The sequence below is a fragment of the Dyadobacter sp. CY327 genome (genome assembly GCF_021390415.1).
Taxonomy (GTDB): Bacteria; Bacteroidota; Bacteroidia; order Cytophagales; family Spirosomataceae; genus Dyadobacter; species Dyadobacter chenhuakuii.
Genome location: NZ_JAJUXJ010000006.1, coordinates 84,521 through 107,158 on the forward strand (window position 1 = coordinate 84,521; position 22,638 = coordinate 107,158).

At 45.7% G+C, this 22,638-nt stretch carries 22 protein-coding genes; 12 read left to right on the forward strand and 10 right to left on the reverse strand.

Annotated elements, in window-relative coordinates:
* The first annotated feature begins 13 nt into the window (after window positions 1-13).
* The 5 genes from LZG74_RS15465 to LZG74_RS15485 all read left to right on the forward strand — a co-directional run bounded on the left by LZG74_RS15465 (window position 14) and on the right by LZG74_RS15485 (window position 4,814).
* On the forward strand, window positions 14-1,072 hold the full coding sequence (locus tag LZG74_RS15465; protein WP_233797446.1) for a sensor histidine kinase: 1,059 nt from the start codon (window positions 14-16) through the stop codon (window positions 1,070-1,072).
* Entirely contained in the window at window positions 1,069-1,821 is a 753-nt protein-coding gene (locus LZG74_RS15470) for a LytTR family DNA-binding domain-containing protein (RefSeq protein ID WP_233797447.1), read from the forward strand. The genes LZG74_RS15465 and LZG74_RS15470 overlap by 4 nt, the downstream gene beginning before the upstream one ends.
* 60 nt (window positions 1,822-1,881) lie before the next feature.
* A complete protein-coding gene (locus LZG74_RS15475; RefSeq protein WP_233797448.1) occupies window positions 1,882-2,655 on the forward strand; it encodes a Ku protein in 774 nt (257 codons plus the stop codon).
* 1 nt (window position 2,656) lies between these two features.
* Window positions 2,657-3,556 carry a non-homologous end-joining DNA ligase gene (gene ligD / locus LZG74_RS15480; RefSeq protein ID WP_233797449.1) on the forward strand — a complete coding sequence of 300 codons (900 nt, stop codon included), beginning with the start codon at window positions 2,657-2,659 and terminating at the stop codon, window positions 3,554-3,556.
* 79 nt (window positions 3,557-3,635) lie between these two features.
* Window positions 3,636-4,814, forward strand: a complete 1,179-nt coding sequence (locus LZG74_RS15485; RefSeq protein WP_233797450.1) for a glycoside hydrolase family 18 protein — start codon at window positions 3,636-3,638, stop codon at window positions 4,812-4,814.
* On the opposite strand, the gene LZG74_RS15490 is transcribed toward LZG74_RS15485, so the two are convergent.
* A complete protein-coding gene (locus LZG74_RS15490) occupies window positions 4,811-5,539 on the reverse strand; it encodes an endonuclease V (protein ID WP_233797451.1) in 729 nt (242 codons plus the stop codon). The genes LZG74_RS15485 and LZG74_RS15490 overlap by 4 nt on opposite strands.
* 71 nt (window positions 5,540-5,610) lie before the next feature.
* On the opposite strand from LZG74_RS15490, the gene LZG74_RS15495 reads away from it, so the two are divergent.
* The gene (locus tag LZG74_RS15495; protein WP_233797452.1) at window positions 5,611-6,117 is read left to right on the forward strand and encodes a hypothetical protein; all 507 of its coding nucleotides are present in this window, start codon (window positions 5,611-5,613) and stop codon (window positions 6,115-6,117) included.
* Window positions 6,118-6,187: 70 nt separating this feature from the next.
* Here the strand turns inward: LZG74_RS15495 and LZG74_RS15500 are convergent, their stop codons facing one another.
* From LZG74_RS15500 to LZG74_RS15510, 3 genes are all read right to left on the reverse strand, one after another.
* A complete protein-coding gene (locus LZG74_RS15500; protein ID WP_233797453.1) occupies window positions 6,188-6,994 on the reverse strand; it encodes an isocitrate lyase/phosphoenolpyruvate mutase family protein in 807 nt (268 codons plus the stop codon).
* 10 nt (window positions 6,995-7,004) lie between these two features.
* The gene (locus LZG74_RS15505; RefSeq protein ID WP_233797454.1) at window positions 7,005-7,442 is read right to left on the reverse strand and encodes a carboxymuconolactone decarboxylase family protein; all 438 of its coding nucleotides are present in this window, start codon (window positions 7,440-7,442) and stop codon (window positions 7,005-7,007) included.
* A 386-nt stretch (window positions 7,443-7,828) separates the two neighbouring features.
* Complete coding sequence (locus tag LZG74_RS15510) at window positions 7,829-8,200, reverse strand: hypothetical protein (RefSeq protein ID WP_233797455.1); 372 nt, start codon at window positions 8,198-8,200, stop codon at window positions 7,829-7,831.
* Between the two features lie 172 nt (window positions 8,201-8,372).
* Here LZG74_RS15510 and LZG74_RS15515 point away from each other — a divergent pair, with 172 nt between their 5' ends.
* Complete coding sequence (locus LZG74_RS15515) at window positions 8,373-8,873, forward strand: hypothetical protein (RefSeq protein ID WP_233797456.1); 501 nt, start codon at window positions 8,373-8,375, stop codon at window positions 8,871-8,873.
* A gap of 8 nt (window positions 8,874-8,881) precedes the next feature.
* On the opposite strand, the gene LZG74_RS15520 is transcribed toward LZG74_RS15515, so the two are convergent.
* The 4 genes from LZG74_RS15520 to LZG74_RS15535 form a co-directional block, all read right to left on the reverse strand.
* Entirely contained in the window at window positions 8,882-11,092 is a 2,211-nt protein-coding gene (locus tag LZG74_RS15520) for a DUF2357 domain-containing protein (RefSeq protein WP_233797457.1), read from the reverse strand.
* An 8-nt stretch (window positions 11,093-11,100) separates the two neighbouring features.
* The gene (locus LZG74_RS15525) at window positions 11,101-12,696 is read right to left on the reverse strand and encodes an McrB family protein (RefSeq protein WP_233797458.1); all 1,596 of its coding nucleotides are present in this window, start codon (window positions 12,694-12,696) and stop codon (window positions 11,101-11,103) included.
* 108 nt (window positions 12,697-12,804) lie between these two features.
* Complete coding sequence (locus LZG74_RS15530) at window positions 12,805-13,332, reverse strand: DinB family protein (protein WP_233797459.1); 528 nt, start codon at window positions 13,330-13,332, stop codon at window positions 12,805-12,807.
* A 2-nt stretch (window positions 13,333-13,334) separates the two neighbouring features.
* Complete coding sequence (locus LZG74_RS15535) at window positions 13,335-15,839, reverse strand: YfhO family protein (RefSeq protein WP_233797460.1); 2,505 nt, start codon at window positions 15,837-15,839, stop codon at window positions 13,335-13,337.
* Window positions 15,840-16,055: 216 nt separating this feature from the next.
* Between LZG74_RS15535 and pfkA the strand changes: the two genes are divergently transcribed.
* Complete coding sequence (gene pfkA / locus LZG74_RS15540; protein WP_026628635.1) at window positions 16,056-17,030, forward strand: 6-phosphofructokinase; 975 nt, start codon at window positions 16,056-16,058, stop codon at window positions 17,028-17,030.
* 13 nt (window positions 17,031-17,043) lie between these two features.
* Here the strand turns inward: pfkA and LZG74_RS15545 are convergent, their stop codons facing one another.
* The gene (locus LZG74_RS15545) at window positions 17,044-17,817 is read right to left on the reverse strand and encodes a YdcF family protein (RefSeq protein ID WP_233797461.1); all 774 of its coding nucleotides are present in this window, start codon (window positions 17,815-17,817) and stop codon (window positions 17,044-17,046) included.
* Window positions 17,818-17,924: 107 nt separating this feature from the next.
* Between LZG74_RS15545 and LZG74_RS15550 the strand changes: the two genes are divergently transcribed.
* Window positions 17,925-19,328 carry a TlpA family protein disulfide reductase gene (locus LZG74_RS15550; protein ID WP_233797462.1) on the forward strand — a complete coding sequence of 468 codons (1,404 nt, stop codon included), beginning with the start codon at window positions 17,925-17,927 and terminating at the stop codon, window positions 19,326-19,328.
* Here the strand turns inward: LZG74_RS15550 and LZG74_RS15555 are convergent.
* Entirely contained in the window at window positions 19,323-20,423 is a 1,101-nt protein-coding gene (locus LZG74_RS15555; RefSeq protein ID WP_233797463.1) for a lactonase family protein, read from the reverse strand. The two genes, LZG74_RS15550 and LZG74_RS15555, sit on opposite strands and share 6 nt — an antisense overlap.
* A gap of 528 nt (window positions 20,424-20,951) precedes the next feature.
* Between LZG74_RS15555 and LZG74_RS15560 the strand changes: the two genes are divergently transcribed.
* The 3 genes from LZG74_RS15560 to LZG74_RS15570 all read left to right on the forward strand — a co-directional run bounded on the left by LZG74_RS15560 (window position 20,952) and on the right by LZG74_RS15570 (window position 22,607).
* Entirely contained in the window at window positions 20,952-21,824 is an 873-nt protein-coding gene (locus LZG74_RS15560; RefSeq protein ID WP_233797464.1) for a hypothetical protein, read from the forward strand.
* An 84-nt stretch (window positions 21,825-21,908) separates the two neighbouring features.
* The gene (locus LZG74_RS15565) at window positions 21,909-22,121 is read left to right on the forward strand and encodes a heavy-metal-associated domain-containing protein (protein ID WP_409013421.1); all 213 of its coding nucleotides are present in this window, start codon (window positions 21,909-21,911) and stop codon (window positions 22,119-22,121) included.
* A 21-nt stretch (window positions 22,122-22,142) separates the two neighbouring features.
* The gene (locus tag LZG74_RS15570) at window positions 22,143-22,607 is read left to right on the forward strand and encodes an HYC_CC_PP family protein (protein ID WP_233797465.1); all 465 of its coding nucleotides are present in this window, start codon (window positions 22,143-22,145) and stop codon (window positions 22,605-22,607) included.
* The last annotated feature ends 31 nt before the right edge of the window (window positions 22,608-22,638 follow it).

Below are 22,638 nucleotides of genomic sequence, written 5' to 3' on the forward strand. Positions count from 1 at the left end.
ACACCAATCATTCATGAAAATTACCACCCGGGGCTCGAAAAAATTCTGGAATTTCTCTCCGGCTTTTCTTGCGGGAAACCTGCTGATCGCGCTCGTGATTTCCATAGGCTCTTTTGCTGAATGCATTGCGACCGGGGAAGGTTACCGGGATCTTGCACAGGACATCCTGATTTCATTCGTGATGTCGACGACGCTGAGTTATGGCGGATTTTTGATGGAAGATTATTTTGACAAAACGATTTCCTGGATCCAATATCCCGTTAAAAGGCTTATTCTGGAAAGCCTGTGCTATTTCCTGTATGTTTTTTGTGCGAGCATTGTCATCATTTTTCTGTTCCAGTTTTTTGTTATAAAAAACTTTACATTAAATAACATTCCGTGGAACAGACTGGTTGGCTGGACGCAGTTTCCGATGAAGGTCTCCTTTGTGATCCTGTTCATATTAATCAGCCGGTCGTTCCTGCTGGAATGGCGCACGGCGGCGATTGAATCGGAGCAGCTGAAAACGGAGCGGTTTGCCCAGCAATATCAGTCGCTGAAAGACCAGCTGAATCCGCATTTTTTATTCAATTCGCTCAATGTGCTGAGCAACCTGGTTTACGAAAATCCGGACACGGCGGCGAAGTTTATCCGGCAGCTTTCCAGCATTTACCGTTATGTGCTCGAAGTCCAGCAGGAAGAGTTGGTGACATTAAAACAGGAGTTGGGTTTTGCGGAAAACTATCTTTCCTTACAAAAGATCCGTTTTGAAGAAAGCCTGCAATATCACATCCGCGTGGATGCCCATGCAACCGGCTCCTTACCGCCCCTATCGCTTCAACTATTATTGGAAAACGCCATCAAGCACAATGTGGCTTCTATGGAAATGCCTTTAAAAATTGATATTGAGCTCATTAATAATCAATTGGTTGTCGAGAATAATGTCCAGCCCAAAAGCAGCTTGCCGGAGGAATCAACCGGCATCGGACTTTCCAATATCAGCAAGCGCTACGAACTGCTGAGCGAAGAAAATATCGCTGTCAGCAATGCCGACGGCCAATTTACAGTAACATTACCATTGCTTTTTCCATGAAAATTCTGATCATCGAAGACGAAAAACCAGCCGTAAGGCGCTTAATTCAGCTGATCAACCAGCAATTGCCGGAAGCGCAGGTCATCGCTAGTCTCGACACCGTAACGGCTGCTATTCAATGGTTTGGCAATAATACTGAACCTGATCTGATTTTTCTTGACATTCAGCTCGCCGATGGAGTTAGTTTTGAAATTTTCGAAAAAGTTAAGGTCAATGCACCGATCATTTTCTGCACGGCTTACGACCAGTATGCCATCAAAGCATTCAAGCTCAACAGCATCGATTATTTGTTAAAGCCCGTTGATCCCGAAGAACTTACACATGCACTGAATAAATTCAAGTCAGGCAAAAATGAACCTGCCATTTCTCTCAATCAGATTCGCAGCCTGATCCAACCCGCCGCAAAAACATTCAAAACACGTTTTCTGGTAAAACTGGGCGAGCGTATACAGACCATTGACATACAAGACATTGCCTTTTTTTACAGCGAAGACAAAGTAACCTTGCTTCAAACCCGGCAGGGAAAGAAATACACATTGGATTATATTCTCGATGAGATTGAGGAAATGGTCTCTCCAGAGCAGTTTTTCAGGATCAACAGGAAATATATCAGCTCCATTTCCGCCATTAAAGACGTTTTCACATACTCCAACAGCCGGCTGAAAGTCCATCTCGAAAACTGCGCCGATAGTGACATTCTCATCAGCCGCGAGCGCATGGGGCCATTCAAAACCTGGCTCGGGCAGTAACCCGGCACGGATTTTTAAAGCGTTGTCTCTCACAATAATTGATCATTTTCGACAAAAGATATGAGAGCAATCTGGTCCGGGGCCATCGGATTTGGCCTTGTCAACATTCCCGTAAAATTATTCAGCGCGACCCAACAGGCCGAGCTGGATCTGGATATGCTGGACAAAAAAGATCACGCTAACATTAAATATCAGCGTGTGAACGCCAATACAGGCAAGGAAGTGGATTGGGATGACATTGTGAAAGGTTATAAAGTTGAGGATGAATATGTTGTCCTGGACGATAAGGATTTTGAAAAAGCCAGTCCGGAAAAAACCAAGATCATCGAAATCGCAGAATTTGTCAATGAAAAAGACATTGACAGCATTTACTATGAAACGCCTTATTATCTGCAACCCGAAAAATCAGGCGGCAAACCTTATGCATTGCTGCGCGATGCTTTGAAAAAAACAGGAAAGGCTGGTTTGGGCACCTATGTGCTGCGGAACCGCGAAAGCCTGGTTTTGATAAAGGCTGCTGGTGATCTTTTGATTTTAAATAAAATTAGGTTTCAGGACGAAATACGCGAAACGGAAGAGCTAACCATTCCGGATGTGAAGATCAAACCTGCGGAAATGGCCATGGCTGTGCAGCTAATCGAGCAGCTGACGACGGATTTTGACATTTCGAATTACAAAGACACCTATAATGAGTCGCTGCTGAAACTGATCATGGCGAAGGCGAAAGGCAAAAAACCGACAGCACCGAAGATGAAGATCGTGCATTCGAAAAGCAAGGATCTGATGGCCCAGTTGAAGGAAAGTTTGAGCGCACCGAAACGTAAAGCATCGTGATATGAAAAAGAAAGCGGAACTGACGCACCTGGACAAAATCTATTGGCCGGACGAGCAGATTACGAAAGGTGAATTACTGGAATATTACAGTGAAATAGCGCCTTACATTATCCCTTATTTAAAAAATCGCCCCTTATCGCTCCGCCGCAATCCGAATGGCATCAACGAACCCAGCTTTTTCCAGAAAGATGCCGGTGACAATGTTCCGGATTGGATCAAAACGGAGGAGATCCTGGCAGAATCAACAGGGAAAATGGTGAATTATTTCATTTGCAACGACCTCGAAACGTTGCTTTACATTGCCAATATGGGATGTATTGAAATGAATCCATGGAATTCCACTATTAATAAGCTTGATAACCCCGATTACATAGTGATGGACATTGACCCGTCCGATAAAAATACATTTGAAGATGTGGTAGATGTTGCGCTGGTGATCAAGGAGATCCTCGATCAGACTGGTATGACGGGATTCTGCAAAACTTCGGGGTCCAGCGGGCTGCACATTTACATTCCTTTTGGCAAGAAATATACTTACGACGAAAGTCGTGATTTTGCCGAAATCCTCGCAACGCTTGTTGTAGAACGTCTTCCTGAGCTCACCACGCTTGAACGGTCGCTTTCGAAACGCAGGAAAGATCAGATTTATGTCGATTTTTTGCAAAACAGGATCGCGCAGACACTCGCATCCGCATATAGCGTACGCCCGAAACCGGGTGCAACGGTATCCGCGCCGCTCGAATGGAGCGAGGTGAAACATGGACTTAGCCCCAGGGATTTTACCATTAAAAACATGCTGAAACGGGTCGAGGATAAAGGTGATCTGTTCAAAGGCGTTTTGGGCAAAGGCATTGACATGCAGAAAGCATTGCAAAAAATGGAGGCACTGCACGGGGAATAACCGGATTTCAATGAAGATTGCATGAGGAGATGTTTTGAAGTAATAGTTACTTTTATCGCTTCAACCATAACCTAATCCCATGCAGTTCTTAAAACTCACCAAATCCCTGCGATCACCCCTGGCAGCCATGTGCATAGTGGCTCCCTTAATCCTTGCAACGGCCTGTAAATCCGAAGAGAAAAAAGACGAAGCTGCCACAGCAACGGACAGCACAACTGCAAAACCGGTTGTGATTGGCTACGTTGGCGGCTTTCGCGGGCTCGTCAATACAGATCGCATTGAAGTGGACAAGTTGACCCACATTAACTATGCATTTGTAGATGTTCAGAAAGGAAAGGCGTTTTTGACCAATGAAAAAACCGACTCTACCAATTTCCGCAAGCTCAAATTGCTGAAAGAAAAAAATCCCGATCTTAAAATCCTGATCTCCCTGGGCGGCTGGACTTGGAGTGAAAATTTCTCCGACGCAGTTCTGACAGAAGCTTCCCGAAAAATATTCGCAGCAAGTTCTGTTGATATTATCAGGAAATACGACCTCGATGGTGTGGACATTGACTGGGAATATCCCGGAATGCCAGGTGAGGACGGCAACGTTTACAGACCTGAGGATAAGCAAAACTTCACTTTAATGTTCGAGGCGATCCGTAAAGAACTGGACGCTTTTGAAAAAGAATCGGGCAAGAAAAAGCTGCTTACAACCGCTGTTCCCGGCTTTACTTCTTTCCTGAAAGTAGTTGAAATGGGCAAAGCAGCTGCATTTCTGGATTATGTGAACATGATGACTTATGATCTTTTCCAGGGAGACACAGCGGTCCATCATGCCGCATTATATTCGTCTGACATTTATAAGGCGAGTCATTCGGTGGATAATGCTGTAAAAGCGTTTTCCGCGGAGGGCGTTCCGATGAATAAGCTGGTTGTAGGTTTGCCGTTCTATGGCAGAATGTTCCGCGTCGCGAAGTTGGATAAAGGCCTGGGTCAAAAACACATCAAGCAAGATTATGTAGACGGTTATACCATGATCAAAGACAGCATGGTAAACAAAAAAGGCTTTAAAGAATACCGTGACGATGTGGCAAAAGCACCCTACTTGCTCAATGCCAAGACCGGAGACGTTTTAAGCTACGACGACGAGCAGTCTGTGAGAGAAAAATGCAAATATGTTTTAGACAAAAAACTCGCCGGAGTGATGTTCTGGGAATATGATTCAGATTCAAAAACATATCTCCTCGACGAAATAGACAAGACATTTAACTAGAACAAACCCCATTGTTCCAGTTCGTGATATCCTTCTTTTAACTCGCCGATCCGGAACCGGTTCACAAATTCGTGCGCCTTTCGGGTCGGCTCAGGGAGCCGGTGCTTGCCGAGACATTGCATTGTAATGTCCATACTGTCTTTCAGGCTCATTTTGTGACCCGGCGAAATAAAGACCGGTTTTACATTATTCTTGCTTCTTAATGCAAATCCAATCGTGTCGCCTCTGTCTGTTACCAGTGAATAGTCACCTCTTGTCTCACCGGGATCTGCATAAATCCCGGCCAGCTTTTTCTTGGCACAACCCATCGTAACCGAATCCGTAAGGACCCCAAAATGCGTTGCAATCCCCATTCGCCGGGCATGTAAGATGCCGTTGCCATCGAACATGATGCAATCGGGCTTCACGGGAAGCTGCTCGTAAACTTTCAACAGGCCCGGAATTTCCCGAAAGGCGAGAAAACCTGGCACATAAGGAAAAATATTGGTGGTTTTGACGAGCGAATAGGAAATAGGTTTCAAATCAGGATAACTCAGCACGACCATCCCGGCATAAACCGTATCGCTGTAAAGGTCCAGTGAAATATCAGCCCCCGCAATGGTCTTGATCTCCCCTTCCATGGGCGAAAGCTTCACAATGCCTTTCAGTTTTTCCTGTATGGCGGTAGCTTCGGCAATCGTCAATTGCCCATAGTTTGATTCCGGTGTTTCAATATTATTATTCATATGCAACTGGCATGATATTCTTTGTATAACCTAGAAACATCTCAGGTTCATTAAAAAATCAAGCCATCCTCATGGAACAAGTTACTGTTAAGCGTAAATGGGCAAATTGGAAATTCATTGCCTTCGTCGTCATTCTCATAGCTATTTTTATCAAATTCTTTGTGCTCGGTGACGGCGATGAAAACGCACCTGTAACCGTAGAACTAGACTTGCCGAAGGTAGCGCTTCGCAGTGTGGAAGAAGTAGAAGCCGTTTTAGGCAAAGGAACATTGGACAGCTATTATAAAGACGAGGTGGCCGGCTGCGAAAAATGCCCCAAAATGATTTACCGCGAGGGAAAAGTCGAGATCATTTATATCAATGAAATTGCCGATCAGATCCAGCTTAATAAGCTATCAGATTATGATTTTGAAGATCGTGTTGTGCTCGGTATCCTTAATCTGAAAGAGAACATTAAGCCCAATATCGACGACAAGCAACTGAAAAGGTGGGATAACTACGAAAAATATTCCCAGATCTCAGCATTCGGTAACGGCAGCAAGATCGAGTATATCCTGATCAAAGCTAAGACTGAATAGCATATTGAATGATTCCAAAGATTAAAGGAGAACCTGATGGCTCTCCTTTTTTGTGCCTTTTAGCAAAAGATCAATACACACTTGTGATCGCGTTGTGGCTAAAAGTTTCCTTAATCTGCTTCAAAGAAGCTTTCATGGCTAACAGCATTGCTTTTTGAAAATTCGGCCCAAAGCTAACCCTGGCGACGCCCAGGTTTTCAAGCTGTTTCAGTTCGGGCGTTCCTTTCGTGATTAATATGTTTACAGGGACAGAAAACTCCTTAACAAGGGCCGCAATCGCACCTTCTTCCTGCAAAAATATGGGATAAATGCCATCCGCACCCGCGTCTGCATAAGCGCATCCACGCTCGATGGCCAGTTTCAATTTCTCATCACTTGTAAGTGTACTGGGTTTCAGGAAAACGTCTGTCCGGGCGTTAATGAATAGCCGCACACCTGCCTTTTCCGCCGTTTTCCGGATCAGCCTGATCCGTTCAGCTTGCAGGTCCACGGGCAGCAGCTGATTGATTTTCGGATCGCTGTCTTCGATGTTAATGCCAGCTACACCTGTCGCTAAAATCTTACGAACATTTGCCTTCAATCCTTGCAGATCAGTCGCATAACCGGATTCAATATCAGCGGTAACCGGCACTTCCACAGCATTTACGATCTGGCCGATGACATTTAACGCCAGCTCAAAAGGAATTTTTTCGCCATCCTGATAACCATGGGCACGCGCAATAGCCGCACTAGCAGTGGCAACAGCCGGATAACCGGTTTCTTCAAGTAATGCAGCACCCGTAACATCCCATATATTAGGTAAAACAAGCATCTGTTTACTGTAATGCAACTTTTTGAGCAGATCCGCTTTTTCGGATTGTGTCCCTTTCCTCTTCATAGCATCTTGATTATTTCAAAGGCAACTGATCTGTGATGGCAATGCGGTTCCAGGCGTTAATCGTGATGACGCCCATCACGACGGCTTTCGTATAAGCTTCCCCAAATAATGCCACGGCATTATTATACACTTCGTCGCTCACACCGTGGTTGGCAATGGACGTTACTTCCTCGGTTAATGCTAAAATGGCACGCTCCTCTTCCGTGTAAAGTTCAGTCTCGCGCCACGCGTTGAGCAAATAGATGCGCTGTTCCGAAAGGCCCAGCTCCCGCGCTTCTCTTGTATGCTTATCAATGCAAAAAGCGCATCCATTCATTTGGGAAGCCCTTATTTTGATGAGTTTGTAATGTATTTTGTCCAACCCCGATTCAGAAATATATTTCTCCAAACCTCTCACGGCTGCATAAGCTCCGGGGTCAATATCAATTGTTAAATTCCGCTTTGACATGCTCCTAACAAATAATTTAAGGTTGCTCAGCAGACAAACTTAACAGACAACAGGACTACAAAAATGATCCATTTAAGAATTTTTCAGTAGTCCAATTAGGTGCGGGGCGTTGCAAGAGTAGGTTAGAAAGACAAGTAATAAGCCAACTAGCCCCTGCCACCGTGAAGTCACCATCCCCTGTCACCCTAAAGTCACCATCCCCTGTCACCCTGAGCGGAGCCGAAGGGCGGTACTGCTTGGTTGTACCGCCCTTCGGCCCCCTGGCGCGCCGCTTCCGGGCGTATGTGGTGGTTTGCCGCGCCGGGGGGCTCCGCTCAGGGTGACAGGGGTGGTGGACTCCGCTCAGGGTGACAGGGGTTAGTGACTTATCTGGACCAATGTCCCCCTCAAATCACCTTCAACTCCGGGTCGTAGAAGCCTTTCCAAACCTCAATTGTCTCTTCTAATGTTTCCGGTGGGGCGGCCAGGTAGGCTTTGATCTTGGTGAGATTTTCGGAATGGGCGTCTTTGGCGGTGTATTTGATGAGGTCGACGAGAAGGGCGTCGATTTTGGATGTGTCGTTGCGCCAGTTTTTACTGTATTTGGTATACCATTCTTCATTTAAAAATACAACGCCCGAATAACGGTAAACGTCAGAAAACCCGAATGCATCGATCACAACCGGTTCTGTCGGCCATTCTTCATCCAGAGCCTTGTCGCTGAAACGCTCACGCCCGTCGCCCAGCAATGCAATGAATCGATATGTTTTTACTGTCATAAGTTTCTTATTTGATGTTTTTTTTAAAGCGTCCCAAATTTGCACAATTACTGAACACCACCGAAAATATTATTCCCGACCCAAGAAGCCCGAAAGAATTACATGTCCAATTTTAGCCAAAAAGTGGGCATGAGGTGATAATGTGTCCAGAAAATGAACAGATATTTACATTATGATACGCATCTCAACACTCCCTCTCATTGAAACTACCGCGCAATTTGATGCAGCGACGCTAATTTTGCTTGTTGATGTCCTTTTTGTGGGGGATACGCCGCGGAAAATGCGAGAGCATATTAAGGCCAACCATGGTGGGTTTATTTATGATAAGAAAACATTCATTCCCATTACATTAACAGGCACGCCGGGAAGCCTTGTTGCCAATGCCGGCACGCCTATTGTTTTCAAATTCGACCACGGTTTCCAGAATGACTATCATTTCAACGGCAACCTGGATGCGGCTATTTTTCACAAAAAACTATACGACATTTCGCATCTGGCCGGCGAGCCTTCGATTCAGTTTGTGAAAGAGGAAGATTTTATCATCGAGCGTTATTTATCCGGAGCACGTGAATATACCGAACCCGAAAAAGAGGCTAAACTCCTTGCGCCTGTCGCGAAAATGCCCGCTATCGGCCAGAAAGCGATGAAAGGTCTGACCCCGGTTAGGAAATAGCGCGACCGTTACTTCACCAAAGCTTTCGTCAATTCAGAGAGACTTACTACGAAAGGAACGCTGGAAGCCCTGTTTGGTTTGTATCCGGTCAGTTTTGTAATATCCCATCTTTGGTTCTCGAATTCCGGTTCTACTTTCAAATCAATGCGATAAACGAGATAGAGTATTCCTTTTGGCTTGGGATAATTCTTTTTAATTAAATCTTCTTTTGAAAAAATCCTGGGGCCGGCATCTCTGAGCTTGCATAAGCGGGCCGAAATGGTTTCGCCAGGGCCGTGCAGGAGCAAATATTTTGCGTTGGCCTGCTTTGCGCCGAGTGGCAGCGAGCCGCTGTCGGTGCCCGTCCTGAAATTGTAAAGCTTATTTTTCCTGATCCAGCTGAGCTGCTCGGCACTTTTATAAAAGCCAATGATCACGAATGTCTCGTCCGGAATAAGCCCGCGGTTTGCGCCAAGCGTTTCGGGCAAAGGTTCGGTGACGGTTTCTGTGCTTTGCGTTTTATGAATGTTATAATGATGGAAAGCCGCTTTTTCACGTTGCGATGCCCTGTTCAGGAAATGGCGCGTGACGTCTTTTAAAAAATTTCGCAACGCATTGATGCCATTATTTGTCCTGGATGGTCGCACGGCAAAAGCGCCCAGACCGGGAATAAGTTCGTTGAATCCTTTCCATTTGAACGGCTTCTCGCCATCGCCCGGATATAGCACATAAGCACCTGCGGATCTGCGGATTGCATCTTTGTACGAATGCATTTTCAAAAGATCATCGCGCTTATATTCAGTGAAAGATTCGACGCGATATTTAGCATCGAAATGAATGTGAACGATCAACTCCTCTTTTTCGGCTTGTGCCTGGCTTATTCCAACCGGCCAAACCGTCAATGTAAAATCCGGTCGCATCCCGGCTGTCCAGCTGCCGGGATTAGGATAATCATTTTTGCCGGAGAATGACCTGTTATAGCTGAATTCTACATTTAATTTCCGGGAAGGGCCATTGAATATGCCCTGAACTGCGACGTGTTTTCCCTGTTTGAGCTGCAACCCCAGTCCGTCAGCAGTTGGCTTTATCAAGTCTTCAATGCTGGTAGGTGTAATTTCAAAAATCTCCCTTACCAGGTCCAGCAACTGGAAAAACAGCCAATACTCGTAAAGCGTGGCAACATCTTTCTTACCGGCTTCATACACATCGTCCCCACCGCGCCAAATCAGTTTCGCGGCCAGATCAAACATCAGCCAAACCCGCAAAACCTCTTTATAACCCGCTTTTCGCTGTAAAACCGGGCTGTTCAGCGAAAGCATAACAGGTTTACCGATGGCTTCGAAAAACGGATGTGTCAACAGCACATGCAGCTCATTTTCCAGCACAATGGCTTCTTCAAAAAGCCGGCTCCCGGCAATTGCATGTGTCCTGAAATCCCTGACCAATGCTGAAAAAGAATTCAGCGCATGTTTCACAAAACGATTTTCCAGCGTATCCGCTGATTCAACTTTTGAAGTTGTGACGATGTGGATGGGAACAGAGCCAAGCCGCTTGTGCAGCGAATGCGTTTCAGGAAGCCCTACCCGATTGCCCGGGGCTGACAGTTGACGCAAGATTCCGCCGTTTAACTTTCCAATCCTTCTGATATCTATAACTTCCTCATAATCCGCCCACTTTAAAACTGGCACAGCCGTTATTTTATGGACTGCATTCAGGAAATCCTCGGATTGCAAAATAGATCTGATGAAAGCAAAACGCTGGTATAATGTCCGCGCATCGTGATGAAAATCCGTTGTAAAATTGTGGGTAACCGGCGAACGATATGCCAACAGCAGCTCCGTGCACTTTTCCGTAATGTCCTCCAACATTAACCTGTAATCCTGCCGGTAACTCGCCTTTTTCGAGCGAACTTCCAGTTTAATGTCCGCACATTTAAGCCTCGTTTTGGGTTCCAAAAGTTCAAGAGACGCGGCTCCTGTATAAATGTTGGGTGCCAGACGTCCCGCAGAAGCGCTTAATTTGGATGGAATAACAATTTCCGAAGCCTTTAAACTGTAACTGCCGGACAAGCTATATTCATAAAAATGCCCTTCTATCAGCTGTATCTGCGCTTCGCCATTTTCCTGCGCCTCCAATAAATCAATGTAAAAGATGGTCTCTTGTCCATTGTCTTCACCCACGATTTTCAGCTCCACATGCTCACTGCCCGCTTCGATGATGATTGTTAATCCGTTGTCCATCGCCTCCATTAAGCCTCAGCAAAGCTGGTGAACCCGTTGTCGACCAGGCTTCTGTACATTCTCCCGAGCTTTTCCAAGGTTACGGGATAATACACTTCTTCCAGATCGGAGAATGGAATTTTAGCATTGAAATAGTCATCCATTTTGCCCCCGTCTTTCGCACATAATGTTCCTATTGCACGCAATACAGGTTCCAATTTTCTCCGGGAACCGTGCACTTTGGGCAATAATTTTTGAATGATGGCAGCGTCAATGATTTCGTTGACAGGCCATTGCGGGGATATCTTACTGGCAATGGCTGCAAACCGTAAAATCTCCGCCGCACTGCGATATCCGAATTCCGCACCTGCATGCTGAAGCGACTCAAAGAATGACATAAATACATTGACAATGAACGGCTTATGCTTGGATTCGGTCACATTCATCAGCGCGATCTCCATAAAATCACCCGCCATAACCGCGCCGGAGCCTGCCAGGGTATCCAGGTTTAATGTGCAATCCAGACCCAGAAAATGTTCCATTTCCTCTTTGATCACCCGAAACTCAATCACATTGGAACGGTCCAAAACCTTGGGACTGAACATATAAGTGGTTTCATCAATGTTCACAGTGCCAATAATGAACAGGTTTTTCGGCAGCTTAATCTTCGCAGGAACGCCATCAAGCATGTCCGACTGCCCCGAATGCAGCCGAATGTGCTCGCCTGATTCCATAGCACTCAGAAAATCAGCAAAATAGCGCTCGACGTGACTCAGGTTCATTTCATCGAGAATGAGGAAATAAGGTTTCCCGGGATTTTTACCGGCCAGCAACAGGAGGTCCAGCACACCGCTGTCGGGCTTCACATATTTACCCTGTTCCAGCGCATTGGGATAACCCAGCAACGGCTCACGATTGGTCCAGTCTGCACCGACCGCCACCAGACAAATCTGATTTTCGCTTTCGCAAAGCCATTTGGAGAATGCCAGCGCCAGTTTTGTCTTCCCTGAACCAGACAGTCCCGTCAGTATCACGAACGGCTTAGCCAGCAAAGACGTAACAAAGCGTAATGTAAAGATGGGGTTAATGTGCAGGTTGCAGCTGGTAATACTTTTTTGGAATGCCTTATAATCGAATGCAACTTTCGCATTGATTTTCCTTTTTGTGGGAACAGGCTTTTGGCCAACGGCCTGCCTATAAATAAGGATGATCTCCGCCAGATCGCCTTCAACTTCTGTCCTATCCAGTTTCGCAGGGTCGTATACTTTAAACACCAGCGAAGCGCCGTAACGGGCGGGTTTGCCCAGATCTTTTTTCTTGAAATACGTGCTAATTTTCACCTGATCCGCCGATTTCCAGCTTATCGCGGGCGGAATGGTTTCGCTTAATCCGTAAGCGAGAATAAGGATATTTTGCTTTTTGTAGTAAAGATAAAATGGATAAATGCCGTTGGTGATCGTTTGCCCTTCTGCCAGAAAAGCGATCCAGGTAACCCGTGCCGGATTGCCTTTTCCAAAGCTTAGCTTGACTTTCAGCCCCTCGAATTGATCGGCGAAATGCGCAGTTTTAAGACTGTCAGTCTGCGACTGTTCCAGAAACCTGGAAAGTTCATTGAAGTAATCCATCAAATAGTGTGTTCAGAGGTCTTTAAAATTCATCCCCGTTGAGGTTTTAAAGATGCTGAATTTTTATTTCTATTCAATCAAAACTTACAACGAAAACTTTTTTTGCGCTTACAAATCTTGTCCCAGAGCCAGCTTAATATGCGCCAAATGATGCTGTAAATGCCAAACCGACATAGCCAGCGCTGCTTTTTGATTAATCCATATTTGCCGGATACTATGGAAATAAGCCTTTGATAAAGCTTCCTCATCCAGGCCGGCAGCAAAAAAGACATAGCGCTGGTTTGTACCGTCCAGGATGTTGAGCGAATCCGCAATGGGCATTTGAAGCGAATCGGAAGTTGCTGCCCAGGCGTCCATATTTATCAACGTAGGCGCGTCGTAATCAGGCTCGGTAACGGCCTTTTTCATCCGAAAGTAATGCAGGATGGCAATGTCACCCACATGGTGGATCAGCTGGCGAATGTTCCAGCTTCCTTCCCGGTAGGTTTTAGCCAGATCATCGTCTCCAAGGCCTTCTACCAATTTCCTATATTCAGACGCGCTGGTAGCAATGATTTGCAGAAACTGAGCGACGTCTTCTGTTGTATAATTTTCTTTCAGGACAAATGGCCCTATGGGATATTTGCGGTCTGTCATGGCTATGCGTTTTTCTCTTTTTTGGTTTGTACAAAAATGGCCCCGGCGATCAATGCGACCAATAATATCGAGCTAATCAGATCAATTTTACTTCCAACAGCAACAGAAACGGGCTCGAAACTGAATTTGATCGTATGCTTTCCGGCAGGAACCCTTAATGCCCGCAGAATGTAATTTGCACGCAACATATCGGCCGGTTTGTCATCGATAGTAACCTTCCATTCGTCACGGACATTGTAATATATCTCTGAAAATACAGCTAAACCTTCTGCTTTTGAGTTGCTTTCGTAGGTTAGTTCATTGGGCTTGTAGCTGGTCAGGACGATCTTATCCGTCGAGTCGGGCTGTAAAGTAAGGCCCGTGAGCTTGGCAGCGAATTTTTGGTCAAGAACTGCTTCGTCTTTTGGTTTTAATGAATCCAATGCGGCCATTTCTGCATCGGCATTGGGCACAACCTTATAACTTTTCACAAACCACGCATTGCCAAGAGCATCGGGGTTAGTTTGGGCCACTTTATTGCCCTGCTGATCCGGGAAAAGGATGTACTTGGTGTTCAACATATTAATAATGTTGGCATTAGGCTTTTGCGTAGCGAGTTGCCGCTCAAACAATTCCTGATAGCGACGCAGTTTTGCGCCGTGATAACCACCCAGTGATTTGTGGAAATACGAAGCGTCAGCGCTGTTGGTTGGTCCTTGCCGCGATGAAAGATCGTAAACACGGTAATTCGGATCCGGATCGCGCAAAATTTGCTCGTCAGCCGGAGATGGCGTGGTTACGCTCTGAGCCGCATAACTGCTCAAAAAGTCTTCATCATTCAGATATCTTTTATCAATACCAAAAAGGTCAAAAATCACAAGGATCAACAATGTTCCGTAGAACAGGACGGGTTTTACCTTATCCTTCATCGCAAACCAAACGAGTCCGGCGGCCAGCAAAAGGAATATCAGGCTTCGGATCGCATCGTTCTTCATTAAACTGGCACGATCCTGAACAATGGAATTCATGAATTGCTGGGCAAATGCCTTATCCTGCATCTGCGGCATTAGATATTGTTCAACATATTGCGGATCGCTTGCTGCCTGGAAATCGAAAAATATGCCCGGCATAAGCGCCAGAATAAGCGTAACACCCCCAGTTATGCCCAATGTCATAAGGAAAGATTTCTGAAATTCTTTCCATTCTACACGTTTTTGAACGATTTCGATCAACGCAAGCACGCCTACCAGCACCATTAAAAGCTGCGCAAGCGACACGACCATGGTCATCGCCCTGAACTTGTTGAACATAGGGAAATAGTCAAAAAACAGGTAATTAACTCCTGCAAAAGTTTTACCCAAAGCCCATATAATGTAGAGCAGGATAACGCCACCAGCCCAGTATTTGATCGGATTTTTTACAATAAATAAACCTAAAACAAAAAGAAAGAAGACGATAATGCCGACATAGTTCGGCCCGCCCATAATCGGCTGATCGCCCCAGTAAAGCGGCATTTGCTGGATCACACTCAATGCAGACGCAGGATCTACGCCCCTGGCAACTAATGTCTTATAGGATTCGGAACTGTTGGTAAGCGGGCCGTAGGATGTGCCGCCATAAGCGTTGGGAATAACCAGTGTCAGCAATTCGCCGAAGCCATAACTATATGTAAAAGCATATTGTTTGTCCAGGCCGTTTCCGTTTGCCTCGGCCGTTGCCGCACCGCCCGGCGTTGCCCGCGGCGTGAGCTCGGATTTTCCGCGGATGGTTTCTTTTGTATAATCAAATGCATTCCAAAGCCGTGTCGTATGCGTGCCCACAGCCACAACAGCGGCGAAAGCAAGACCAGCCAAAATCAATGTAAGATCTTTAACTAACCCCTTTTTGATATAGGAAACACTCTCTATAATAACCAATATAATGATCCCGATCCCAAGATAATAGGTGATCTGAACGTGGTTAGCGTAAAGCTCCAGGGATAGAAAAAGGCCTGTTAATGCGGCTCCCGCCAGCCAGTTTTTCCTGAAAGCCAGGATCACACCTGCCAGAACACCCGGCGCATACATGATCGCGATCACCTGAGAAACGTGCCCCGCTTCGAGATTAATAACATTGAATGCTGAAAAAGCGAAAGCTACGCCACCGATTGCGGCCAGCCAGCTTCCGGCCCCCAGCACCAGAAAAAGAATATATGCACTTACCATGCCAATAAGGAAATAATTGGCTGGCGCGGGCAGAAGCCGGTTAATAGCCTGCCCGAGCTTGGTGGAAACGCTCGTGGGATAATCGGCGGCAACGAGGTAAGCGGGCATTCCTGAGAACATCCCGTTGGTCCAGCCAGACCATACGCCGGTTTGTTTTTTATAATCCAACACTTCCCGTGCAGCTCCCTTGGCCTGGACATCATCCTGCGCAGTGAGTTTTTTGCCCTGTAAAACAGGAGAAACGTACGCGATGGAAAGAATCATAAATCCAACGACCGCGACAAGATGCGGCCAGGCACGCTGCCATGAAATCAAATTTTTCATTCGTTAATGCATATTAAATTTCTATTAACAGCCGCAAATATATAAGTAATGATATATGTTTGAGGTGTAAAATTCGAATCTTCATCCGGCATTTTTTTAACAGAATTCGGAATCAGGTCGTATATTTTAAGAAAATACCGGATAAATTTGCGGAAATTGTGCCTTTAAGATTTTAAAGGAGCTGAACAGAGAACGAAAGAAGTAACCCGAAATTAAATGAAAAGAATTGGAGTATTTACCTCAGGAGGAGATGCCCCGGGTATGAACGCCTGCATTAGGGCGGTGGTGCGCGGAGCTTGCTACCATGGGATCGAAGTTTATGGAATAAGACGAGGATATAGCGGAATGATTGCCGGTGATCTCTATAAAATGGAGTCCCACTCGGTTAGCAATATAGTACAAAGAGGAGGAACGATCCTCAAATCGGCGAGAAGCAAGGAGTTCATGACGCCGGAAGGACGGAAAACTGCATATGATAACCTTCAGGCAGCTGGCATCGAAGGACTGGTTGCGATCGGCGGAAACGGAACATTCACCGGTGCGATGATCTTTGGCAACGAATACGGCATTCCAACCGTGGGCGCGCCGGGAACGATCGACAACGACTTGTACGGAACCGACTATACGATTGGATTCGATACGGCTGTAAACACGGCATTGGACGCGATCGACAGGATACGCGACACGGCCAGCTCGCACGACCGGATATTTTTTATTGAAGTAATGGGCCGCGACTCAGGTTACATTGCCGTGCAGTCCGGAATTGCAGGCGGCGCGGAACTGGTAATGGTGCCGGAGGTTCTTACGCCGATCTCCGAAGTGGTCGAAACTTTAAAGCAAGGTTGGAGCCGTTCTAAATCTTCTTCAATCATTATTGTAGCGGAAGGTGACGACGAAGGAAGCGCACAGGAAGTGGCAGAAAAGATCAAAGGCCAGGTGGATGAGAATGCGGATATCCGCGTAACCACATTAGGACACACGCAACGCGGAGGTCCTCCATCTGCTTATGACCGTATTTTGGCGAGCCGTCTGGGCCTTGGCGCTCTGGAAGGTTTGATTGGCGGACAAAAGAATGTAATGGCGGGGATTATCAACAATGACCTGGTTTACACGCCTTTTGAAGACACAATCCGCCTTCCTAAGCCTATTAATGAAGATTTGTTGAGAATGGTAAAAATATTGAGTGTGTAACTGAGATGGCAGATCAGGTGTAACCCACCAATTTGTAAACAACATTCCCTATCCATTCATGCCAAAGCATGCTGAAAGCGGCGATCGCGCCGGGATCAGGGATCAGGAAATCCTGCAACCTCAGTTGATAATACACACCATAGAAGTCGGCCGGAAAAGTGGCAGCCTGAATGCCCACTTTATTAAAACATCCGGCCGACCGGCGCATATGGAATGCTGAGGTGATCAGCACATATTTACCGGAAGGAAATTTTTGTTTTAAAATTGCAGCTGAAAACTTCGCATTCTCGCGCGTATTTCGGGCCTTTTCTTCAAATATAATGTCTTCGGCCGGCACGCCCCATTTCACCATTAATCTGGCAGCAAGCCTGGTTTCCCCTTTTCCTAAGAATATCCGCTGATCCGAGCTTGTTCCGGTGATCAGGATTTTTTTGATTTTACCTGTCTTATAAAGCAGAAAGGTCTGCAAGACCCGGTCGCCCCGCTTCCCCAGAACGGGATGGTCCTCATCCGGGTGATTGGAATCCATCAAACCGCCCGAAAGTAAAACCCCTACATCATAGACTTCATTGATATCGCCCAAGTTAACCTGCCTGGGTTCCCACCAGTTCAGCGCGGCGTTGACCAGAAAAGTATTTGAGATGAGATACAGCACCACAAAAGCAGATATAGCGGCTATTTTTCTTGCCTTGCGTCGGCTGGTAAACAAGCTGTAAAGCAGCAAAAAGAACACAATGCTCAGCGGCATTGCGACAAAATCTATTGCTTTGGACAGAAAATAAAACATTTGGATAAGATGCTGATAGAAGTTATCGTTTTGAAGTTAATTTTGTGGTCTGCGCAAAATTTGATCCAGCCAAATATAACATTCATAAGCTAACAACTTTTACCTTGATGAAAAAATACAACCGCACTTTACTTCTTATCCTGGTGCTTTTTGCAGCTTCCCAAACGGCTTTTTCACAAGGCTATCGCATTCAGGCAACCATTAAAGGACTTGCGGATTCGTCACTGGTAATCGGGCATTACAGCCGGAACAACACCACATTTGTCCCAAAAGACACAGCGAGGGCTGATGCGACGGGAAAAGTAGTTTTTGAAGGAAAAACAGATCTTCCGGGAGGCTTATACGTTATCCTTTTCCCTGGCAACCGCAGTTGGGTGGAACTGGTATATTCCGGAAAGGAGCCCAATTTCTCAATCGAAACGGATACAGTTGACGCCATTGGCAATATGAAAGTGACAGGCTCAGCAGAAAACGAGCTTTTTTATACTTATCAAAAGAAATTAAAAGCGGGCGCGCTGGAAATTGAAGCATTGAAGAAAAGCGGTAGCGCGGATGCAGGAACCAAGATAAGGGCTTTACAAGACAGCTTTAATGCATTTCGTTTAAAAATGCTGGCCGACAACGCAGACGCATTTACAGTAAAATTGCTTAAAATGTCTGCCGACCCGGAAATTCCTGCTGCGCCGAAACTGGCCAGCGGCAAACCGGATTCGATCTGGGTTTTTAATTATTACAAAGCACATTACTGGGACAACTTCGACTTCTCCGACGCCCGGATCATCAACACACCTTTCCTCGAACCAAAACTCGACCGCTATATCAAGAATCTGGTCGTTCAGAGACCGGATTCGCTGATTAAGGATGCGGATATGCTGGCGAAAAAGGCATCGGCCAATAAGGATGTGAAGTCGCAGGTTGTTTTATACATTACCAACCAATACGAAAACCCCAAAACGGTTGGTACGGAGGCCGTTTGGGTGCATATGGCGCAGAAATACTATCTGTCCGGCGAAATGGGCACTTCGGAGGACGTCAAAAAACGCATTGCCGAAAAGGTAAATACATTGAAAGATCTGTTGGTCGATAAAACCTTCCCAGCGCTGACACTGACTGATCCGGCAGGCAAAAAGATCAGCGTTCAGGACCTGGACGCCAATTACAGCGTCATTTTCTTTTACTCGCCGACCTGCGGACACTGCAAGGAGGCCACCCCGAAATTGAAAGCTTTTTATGACAAGAATAAGGCCAAAGGGATCAAGATCATGACTGTTTCCACCGACCATAATATGGAAGAATGGAAGACATTCATCAAGACATTCCACCTGGAAGAAGTCCCGAACGGCTTTGACGCTTTGAACCAGATCGATTTCATCAAGAAATTCGACGTGGTAACAACGCCGATGATCTATATTTTGGATAAAAATAAAAAGATCATCGCCCGCAAAATGCCAGTGGAACAACTGGAAGACTTTCTGAATTATTACCAGAACAAACTGGCGAGAAAGTTATAAGAAAGCCACGCAAATTGGCGCCTTCACGCCAATGCTCTCCTGCCTGAAACTGAACTTCCCGGTAGCAGCATCGACATCGTAAATTACCAGATTATCAGTAGATTGATTAGCAACGATCATAAACTTTCCGCTAGGATCAATGTTAAAATCACGCGGAATAGCGATTGACTTCGTCTGCTGATCCACCATTTCCAACGCACCATTAGCACCGATTTTAAATGCGCTGATGGAGTTGTGCCCACGATTGGACACATACACGAACTTGCCGTTAGGATGCAAATGGATAGCGGAGCTCGTGTTGGTAGGCCCTGAATAATCTGCCGGGATCGTCGGATACGTGTTAAGCGCTTTAATCACCCCATTTTTATCAATGGTGCACGAAGTAAGCGTTGCTTCCAGCTCATTCAGCAGGAAAAGTGATTTTCCCGAAGGATGAATGATTAAATGCCGCGGTCCCGCCCCTGGCTTACCTGAGAAAAATGGCTGCGCCGGATTAGGTTTTAACGCTCCTTTGCTATCCGCCACGTAATTCATGATTTTGTCTGATCCCAGGTCCGTTACATACACATATTTCCCGTCCGGCGACGCGGTTGCAAAATGCGCGTGTGCTTTATCCTGGCGCTTTTCGTTCGGGCCTGTTCCTGAATATTGTTCTTTAAGAACTGCCGCCGAAACCTTGCCATCAGGCTGCAAATCATAAGCGGAAAAGCTTCCACCTCCATAATTGGATACATATGCGGCCTTACCGGAAGGATGCACAGAAACGTGGCAAGGACCAGCACCAGCGGACGACTCACTGTTCAGGTAAGTCAGTTTTTTATCTCCTCCGATTGCAAAAGCCACAATTTTATCGCCCCCGACGGCATACAAATTTTTCTTATTAGGTGAAATCGCCACATATCCCGGGCCTACACAATTGTTGAATGTATCAATCAATGTGACCTGCCCCGTGGACATATTCAGCTCGCAAAGGGAAACAGAAGAATTCGCACCTTTGTCCGCAGTTCCGATGTAGAATGCCACCGTTTTATCCTGGAATGATACGCTTACCAAACCGGCCAGCAACAAGGCAAAGACTGTGAATAGCTTTTTCATAATTTTTTGATTTTGTAAAGGCAACTTGAAAGGGAAAGCAGCGCAAAAGGCATTTTTAATGTTATTTTGAATAATATAAAATCAGACCGCTTCACAAAAAACGCAGCAATTGATATGATCACTGACGGCGAAGTAATCCTATCCAGCCCAGACTTTGAGGTCCCGAATGGGACGCGGCTGGCATAAAAAAGATCAAAGATATAAATCCCGGAGGCATGAAATGTTGGTAGCAAACAACAACTAGTAAAAATCCCGGAGGGATGAAATATCGGTAGCAAGAGGCAATCGCAAACAATGTAAAATCCCGGAGGGATGCAACAAGATGCATGATGTTACATCCCTCCGGGATTTAAAAAATTATCCGGGCATTTCGTGGCTACCAACATTCCATCCCTCCGGGATTGTTTCCGATTGCCTTTTAATCATTCATCCCGGCCTAAGGAACATTGGATTGGCCGATCCGGATGCTATTTCACTTTCTTCAATAACCCAACTTCCGCAAACGCATCGGTCATTTAATCCCGACTTATGCTTCGTTGCGCCAAAAAAGTTGCCGTATTAGTCCATGCTTGTGACAGATATCAGTTTCTGTACAAAGGTTTTGAATATTTCTTTTCCAAATATTGGGACTTTGATATTGAATGTAATTATTATTTCGCAACTGAGATTTTAACTGCCAACATTGCTGGATTTCAGAACATTAAGTCTGGGGAAGGAGCTTGGTCAGACAGATTGGCCTACTTGCTGACGACTGAGATAGAAGAGGACTATATTCTTTATTTTCAGGAAGATATGTGGCTGGACAAGAAGGCTGATAAAGCGTTTTTCAATGAGTTATTCGAGCTGGCAACGAGTAAGGACTGGAAACAGGTTAAACTTCACAGCGCAAAAATTTACCATACCGAAGCGACCGGACATTATATTCAAAACCTGAATGTGGCGAGGGTGGACAAGACAGTGTCGGATTACCTGATGTCGCATCAGATTACGCTTTGGAACAGGGAATTTTTGATTAAACAACTTGCCAAAAACGAACATCCCTGGCGGAATGAACGACGGGCGACAAAGCGGTTAAGAAATGACCCCAACCCTATTTTTCACATTGATTATTTTGCTGAGAACGGCTCCGCTGAAATAAATAGAAACAAGCCCCAGGCGGAAAGAAGTCGCTACTATACAGTTTCTATCAATGGCATATTGAATGCGCACATCGAAAGTTTCGCCTGTGAGCTGATGCATGGCAACGTAGCGGAGAAGGTTTACGCAAAACGGCTTTTATTTAATTTTGCCAATCAATTGACTCATGACGGGCAACCCAAGCCCAGAAAAGTGGATTTTTTCAAAAAAATCAAATTATGGCTCAAACGGCAGGCCATTTTTGCAAAACCAAAAACTCTGTAATTCATTTTTGTAATTCTGTAAAAACTTCGGAGCGGGTTGGGGCGATATTTGCAGGACAAAATTTGAAAAACACTGAATTGATTGATGATGGAAACGCTGAAATTTAAGACTAATATAAAATGCGGGGCTTGCGTGGCGACGGTTACGCCTTTTTTGAATGAGGATAATGCGGTTGAAAACTGGAATGTGGATTTACAAAGCCCCGAGCGGATTTTGAAGGTTGAAACCAGCAAAACTCCTCAGGAAATCGCCGAACTCATGAAAAAGGCGGGTTATAATGCAGAAGAAATAGCCTGATAATTAATATCTTTGAGTTATATGAAAAGCAACTTACACCGATCGATCACTGTTTTCATGGCCTTCCTGGTCCTGATGAGCAGTACGGGTTTTGCCTTTATCGAGCATCAGTGCTTGGTCCGGGGCAAGTCGGTGCAGGTTGTGAAGGAGCTCAAAACGGATTCTTCCGAAAGTATGGCCGGCTCTTCCTGCTGCGCCAAAAGCAAAAAATTAAAAGAAGCAAAAGGAATATTTTTCAAAAAAACCGATTGTTGTAAGGAAAGCCAGAAGTTCGAAAAGCTGCAAGTCACCACTTCCACAACTCACGAGCTGGCGAAATTGCTGAAATCCTGGAACGCAGAGCCGTTATTTCTAGTACCAACCGGCTTTTTATCCATCATTGAACAAGAAACAGGCGCCAATGCGCCACCCATTCCTGATATATCCTTCTCCTCCCGGTTGCATGGGAAAAGTATGCGCTATGCAATCCGGTCCCTGCTGATTTGATACATTGATTTCAATAGTTTACGTGTCAAAC

What these genes read in the sequence shown, in the direction of transcription:
- LZG74_RS15465 (WP_233797446.1), top strand. Translation starts at nt 14, where the DNA reads ATGAAAATTACCACCCGGGGCTCGAAAAAATTCTGGAATTTCTCTCCG.
- LZG74_RS15470 (WP_233797447.1), top strand. Translation starts at nt 1,069, where the DNA reads ATGAAAATTCTGATCATCGAAGACGAAAAACCAGCCGTAAGGCGCTTA.
- LZG74_RS15475 (WP_233797448.1), top strand. Translation starts at nt 1,882, where the DNA reads ATGAGAGCAATCTGGTCCGGGGCCATCGGATTTGGCCTTGTCAACATT.
- ligD (WP_233797449.1), top strand. Translation starts at nt 2,657, where the DNA reads ATGAAAAAGAAAGCGGAACTGACGCACCTGGACAAAATCTATTGGCCG.
- LZG74_RS15485 (WP_233797450.1), top strand. Translation starts at nt 3,636, where the DNA reads ATGCAGTTCTTAAAACTCACCAAATCCCTGCGATCACCCCTGGCAGCC.
- LZG74_RS15490 (WP_233797451.1), bottom strand. Translation starts at nt 5,539, where the DNA reads ATGAATAATAATATTGAAACACCGGAATCAAACTATGGGCAATTGACG.
- LZG74_RS15495 (WP_233797452.1), top strand. Translation starts at nt 5,611, where the DNA reads ATGGAACAAGTTACTGTTAAGCGTAAATGGGCAAATTGGAAATTCATT.
- LZG74_RS15500 (WP_233797453.1), bottom strand. Translation starts at nt 6,994, where the DNA reads ATGAAGAGGAAAGGGACACAATCCGAAAAAGCGGATCTGCTCAAAAAG.
- LZG74_RS15505 (WP_233797454.1), bottom strand. Translation starts at nt 7,442, where the DNA reads ATGTCAAAGCGGAATTTAACAATTGATATTGACCCCGGAGCTTATGCA.
- LZG74_RS15510 (WP_233797455.1), bottom strand. Translation starts at nt 8,200, where the DNA reads ATGACAGTAAAAACATATCGATTCATTGCATTGCTGGGCGACGGGCGT.
- LZG74_RS15515 (WP_233797456.1), top strand. Translation starts at nt 8,373, where the DNA reads ATGATACGCATCTCAACACTCCCTCTCATTGAAACTACCGCGCAATTT.
- LZG74_RS15520 (WP_233797457.1), bottom strand. Translation starts at nt 11,092, where the DNA reads ATGGACAACGGATTAACAATCATCATCGAAGCGGGCAGTGAGCATGTG.
- LZG74_RS15525 (WP_233797458.1), bottom strand. Translation starts at nt 12,696, where the DNA reads ATGGATTACTTCAATGAACTTTCCAGGTTTCTGGAACAGTCGCAGACT.
- LZG74_RS15530 (WP_233797459.1), bottom strand. Translation starts at nt 13,332, where the DNA reads ATGACAGACCGCAAATATCCCATAGGGCCATTTGTCCTGAAAGAAAAT.
- LZG74_RS15535 (WP_233797460.1), bottom strand. Translation starts at nt 15,839, where the DNA reads ATGAAAAATTTGATTTCATGGCAGCGTGCCTGGCCGCATCTTGTCGCG.
- pfkA (WP_026628635.1), top strand. Translation starts at nt 16,056, where the DNA reads ATGAAAAGAATTGGAGTATTTACCTCAGGAGGAGATGCCCCGGGTATG.
- LZG74_RS15545 (WP_233797461.1), bottom strand. Translation starts at nt 17,817, where the DNA reads ATGTTTTATTTTCTGTCCAAAGCAATAGATTTTGTCGCAATGCCGCTG.
- LZG74_RS15550 (WP_233797462.1), top strand. Translation starts at nt 17,925, where the DNA reads ATGAAAAAATACAACCGCACTTTACTTCTTATCCTGGTGCTTTTTGCA.
- LZG74_RS15555 (WP_233797463.1), bottom strand. Translation starts at nt 20,423, where the DNA reads ATGAAAAAGCTATTCACAGTCTTTGCCTTGTTGCTGGCCGGTTTGGTA.
- LZG74_RS15560 (WP_233797464.1), top strand. Translation starts at nt 20,952, where the DNA reads ATGCTTCGTTGCGCCAAAAAAGTTGCCGTATTAGTCCATGCTTGTGAC.
- LZG74_RS15565 (WP_409013421.1), top strand. Translation starts at nt 21,909, where the DNA reads ATGATGGAAACGCTGAAATTTAAGACTAATATAAAATGCGGGGCTTGC.
- LZG74_RS15570 (WP_233797465.1), top strand. Translation starts at nt 22,143, where the DNA reads ATGAAAAGCAACTTACACCGATCGATCACTGTTTTCATGGCCTTCCTG.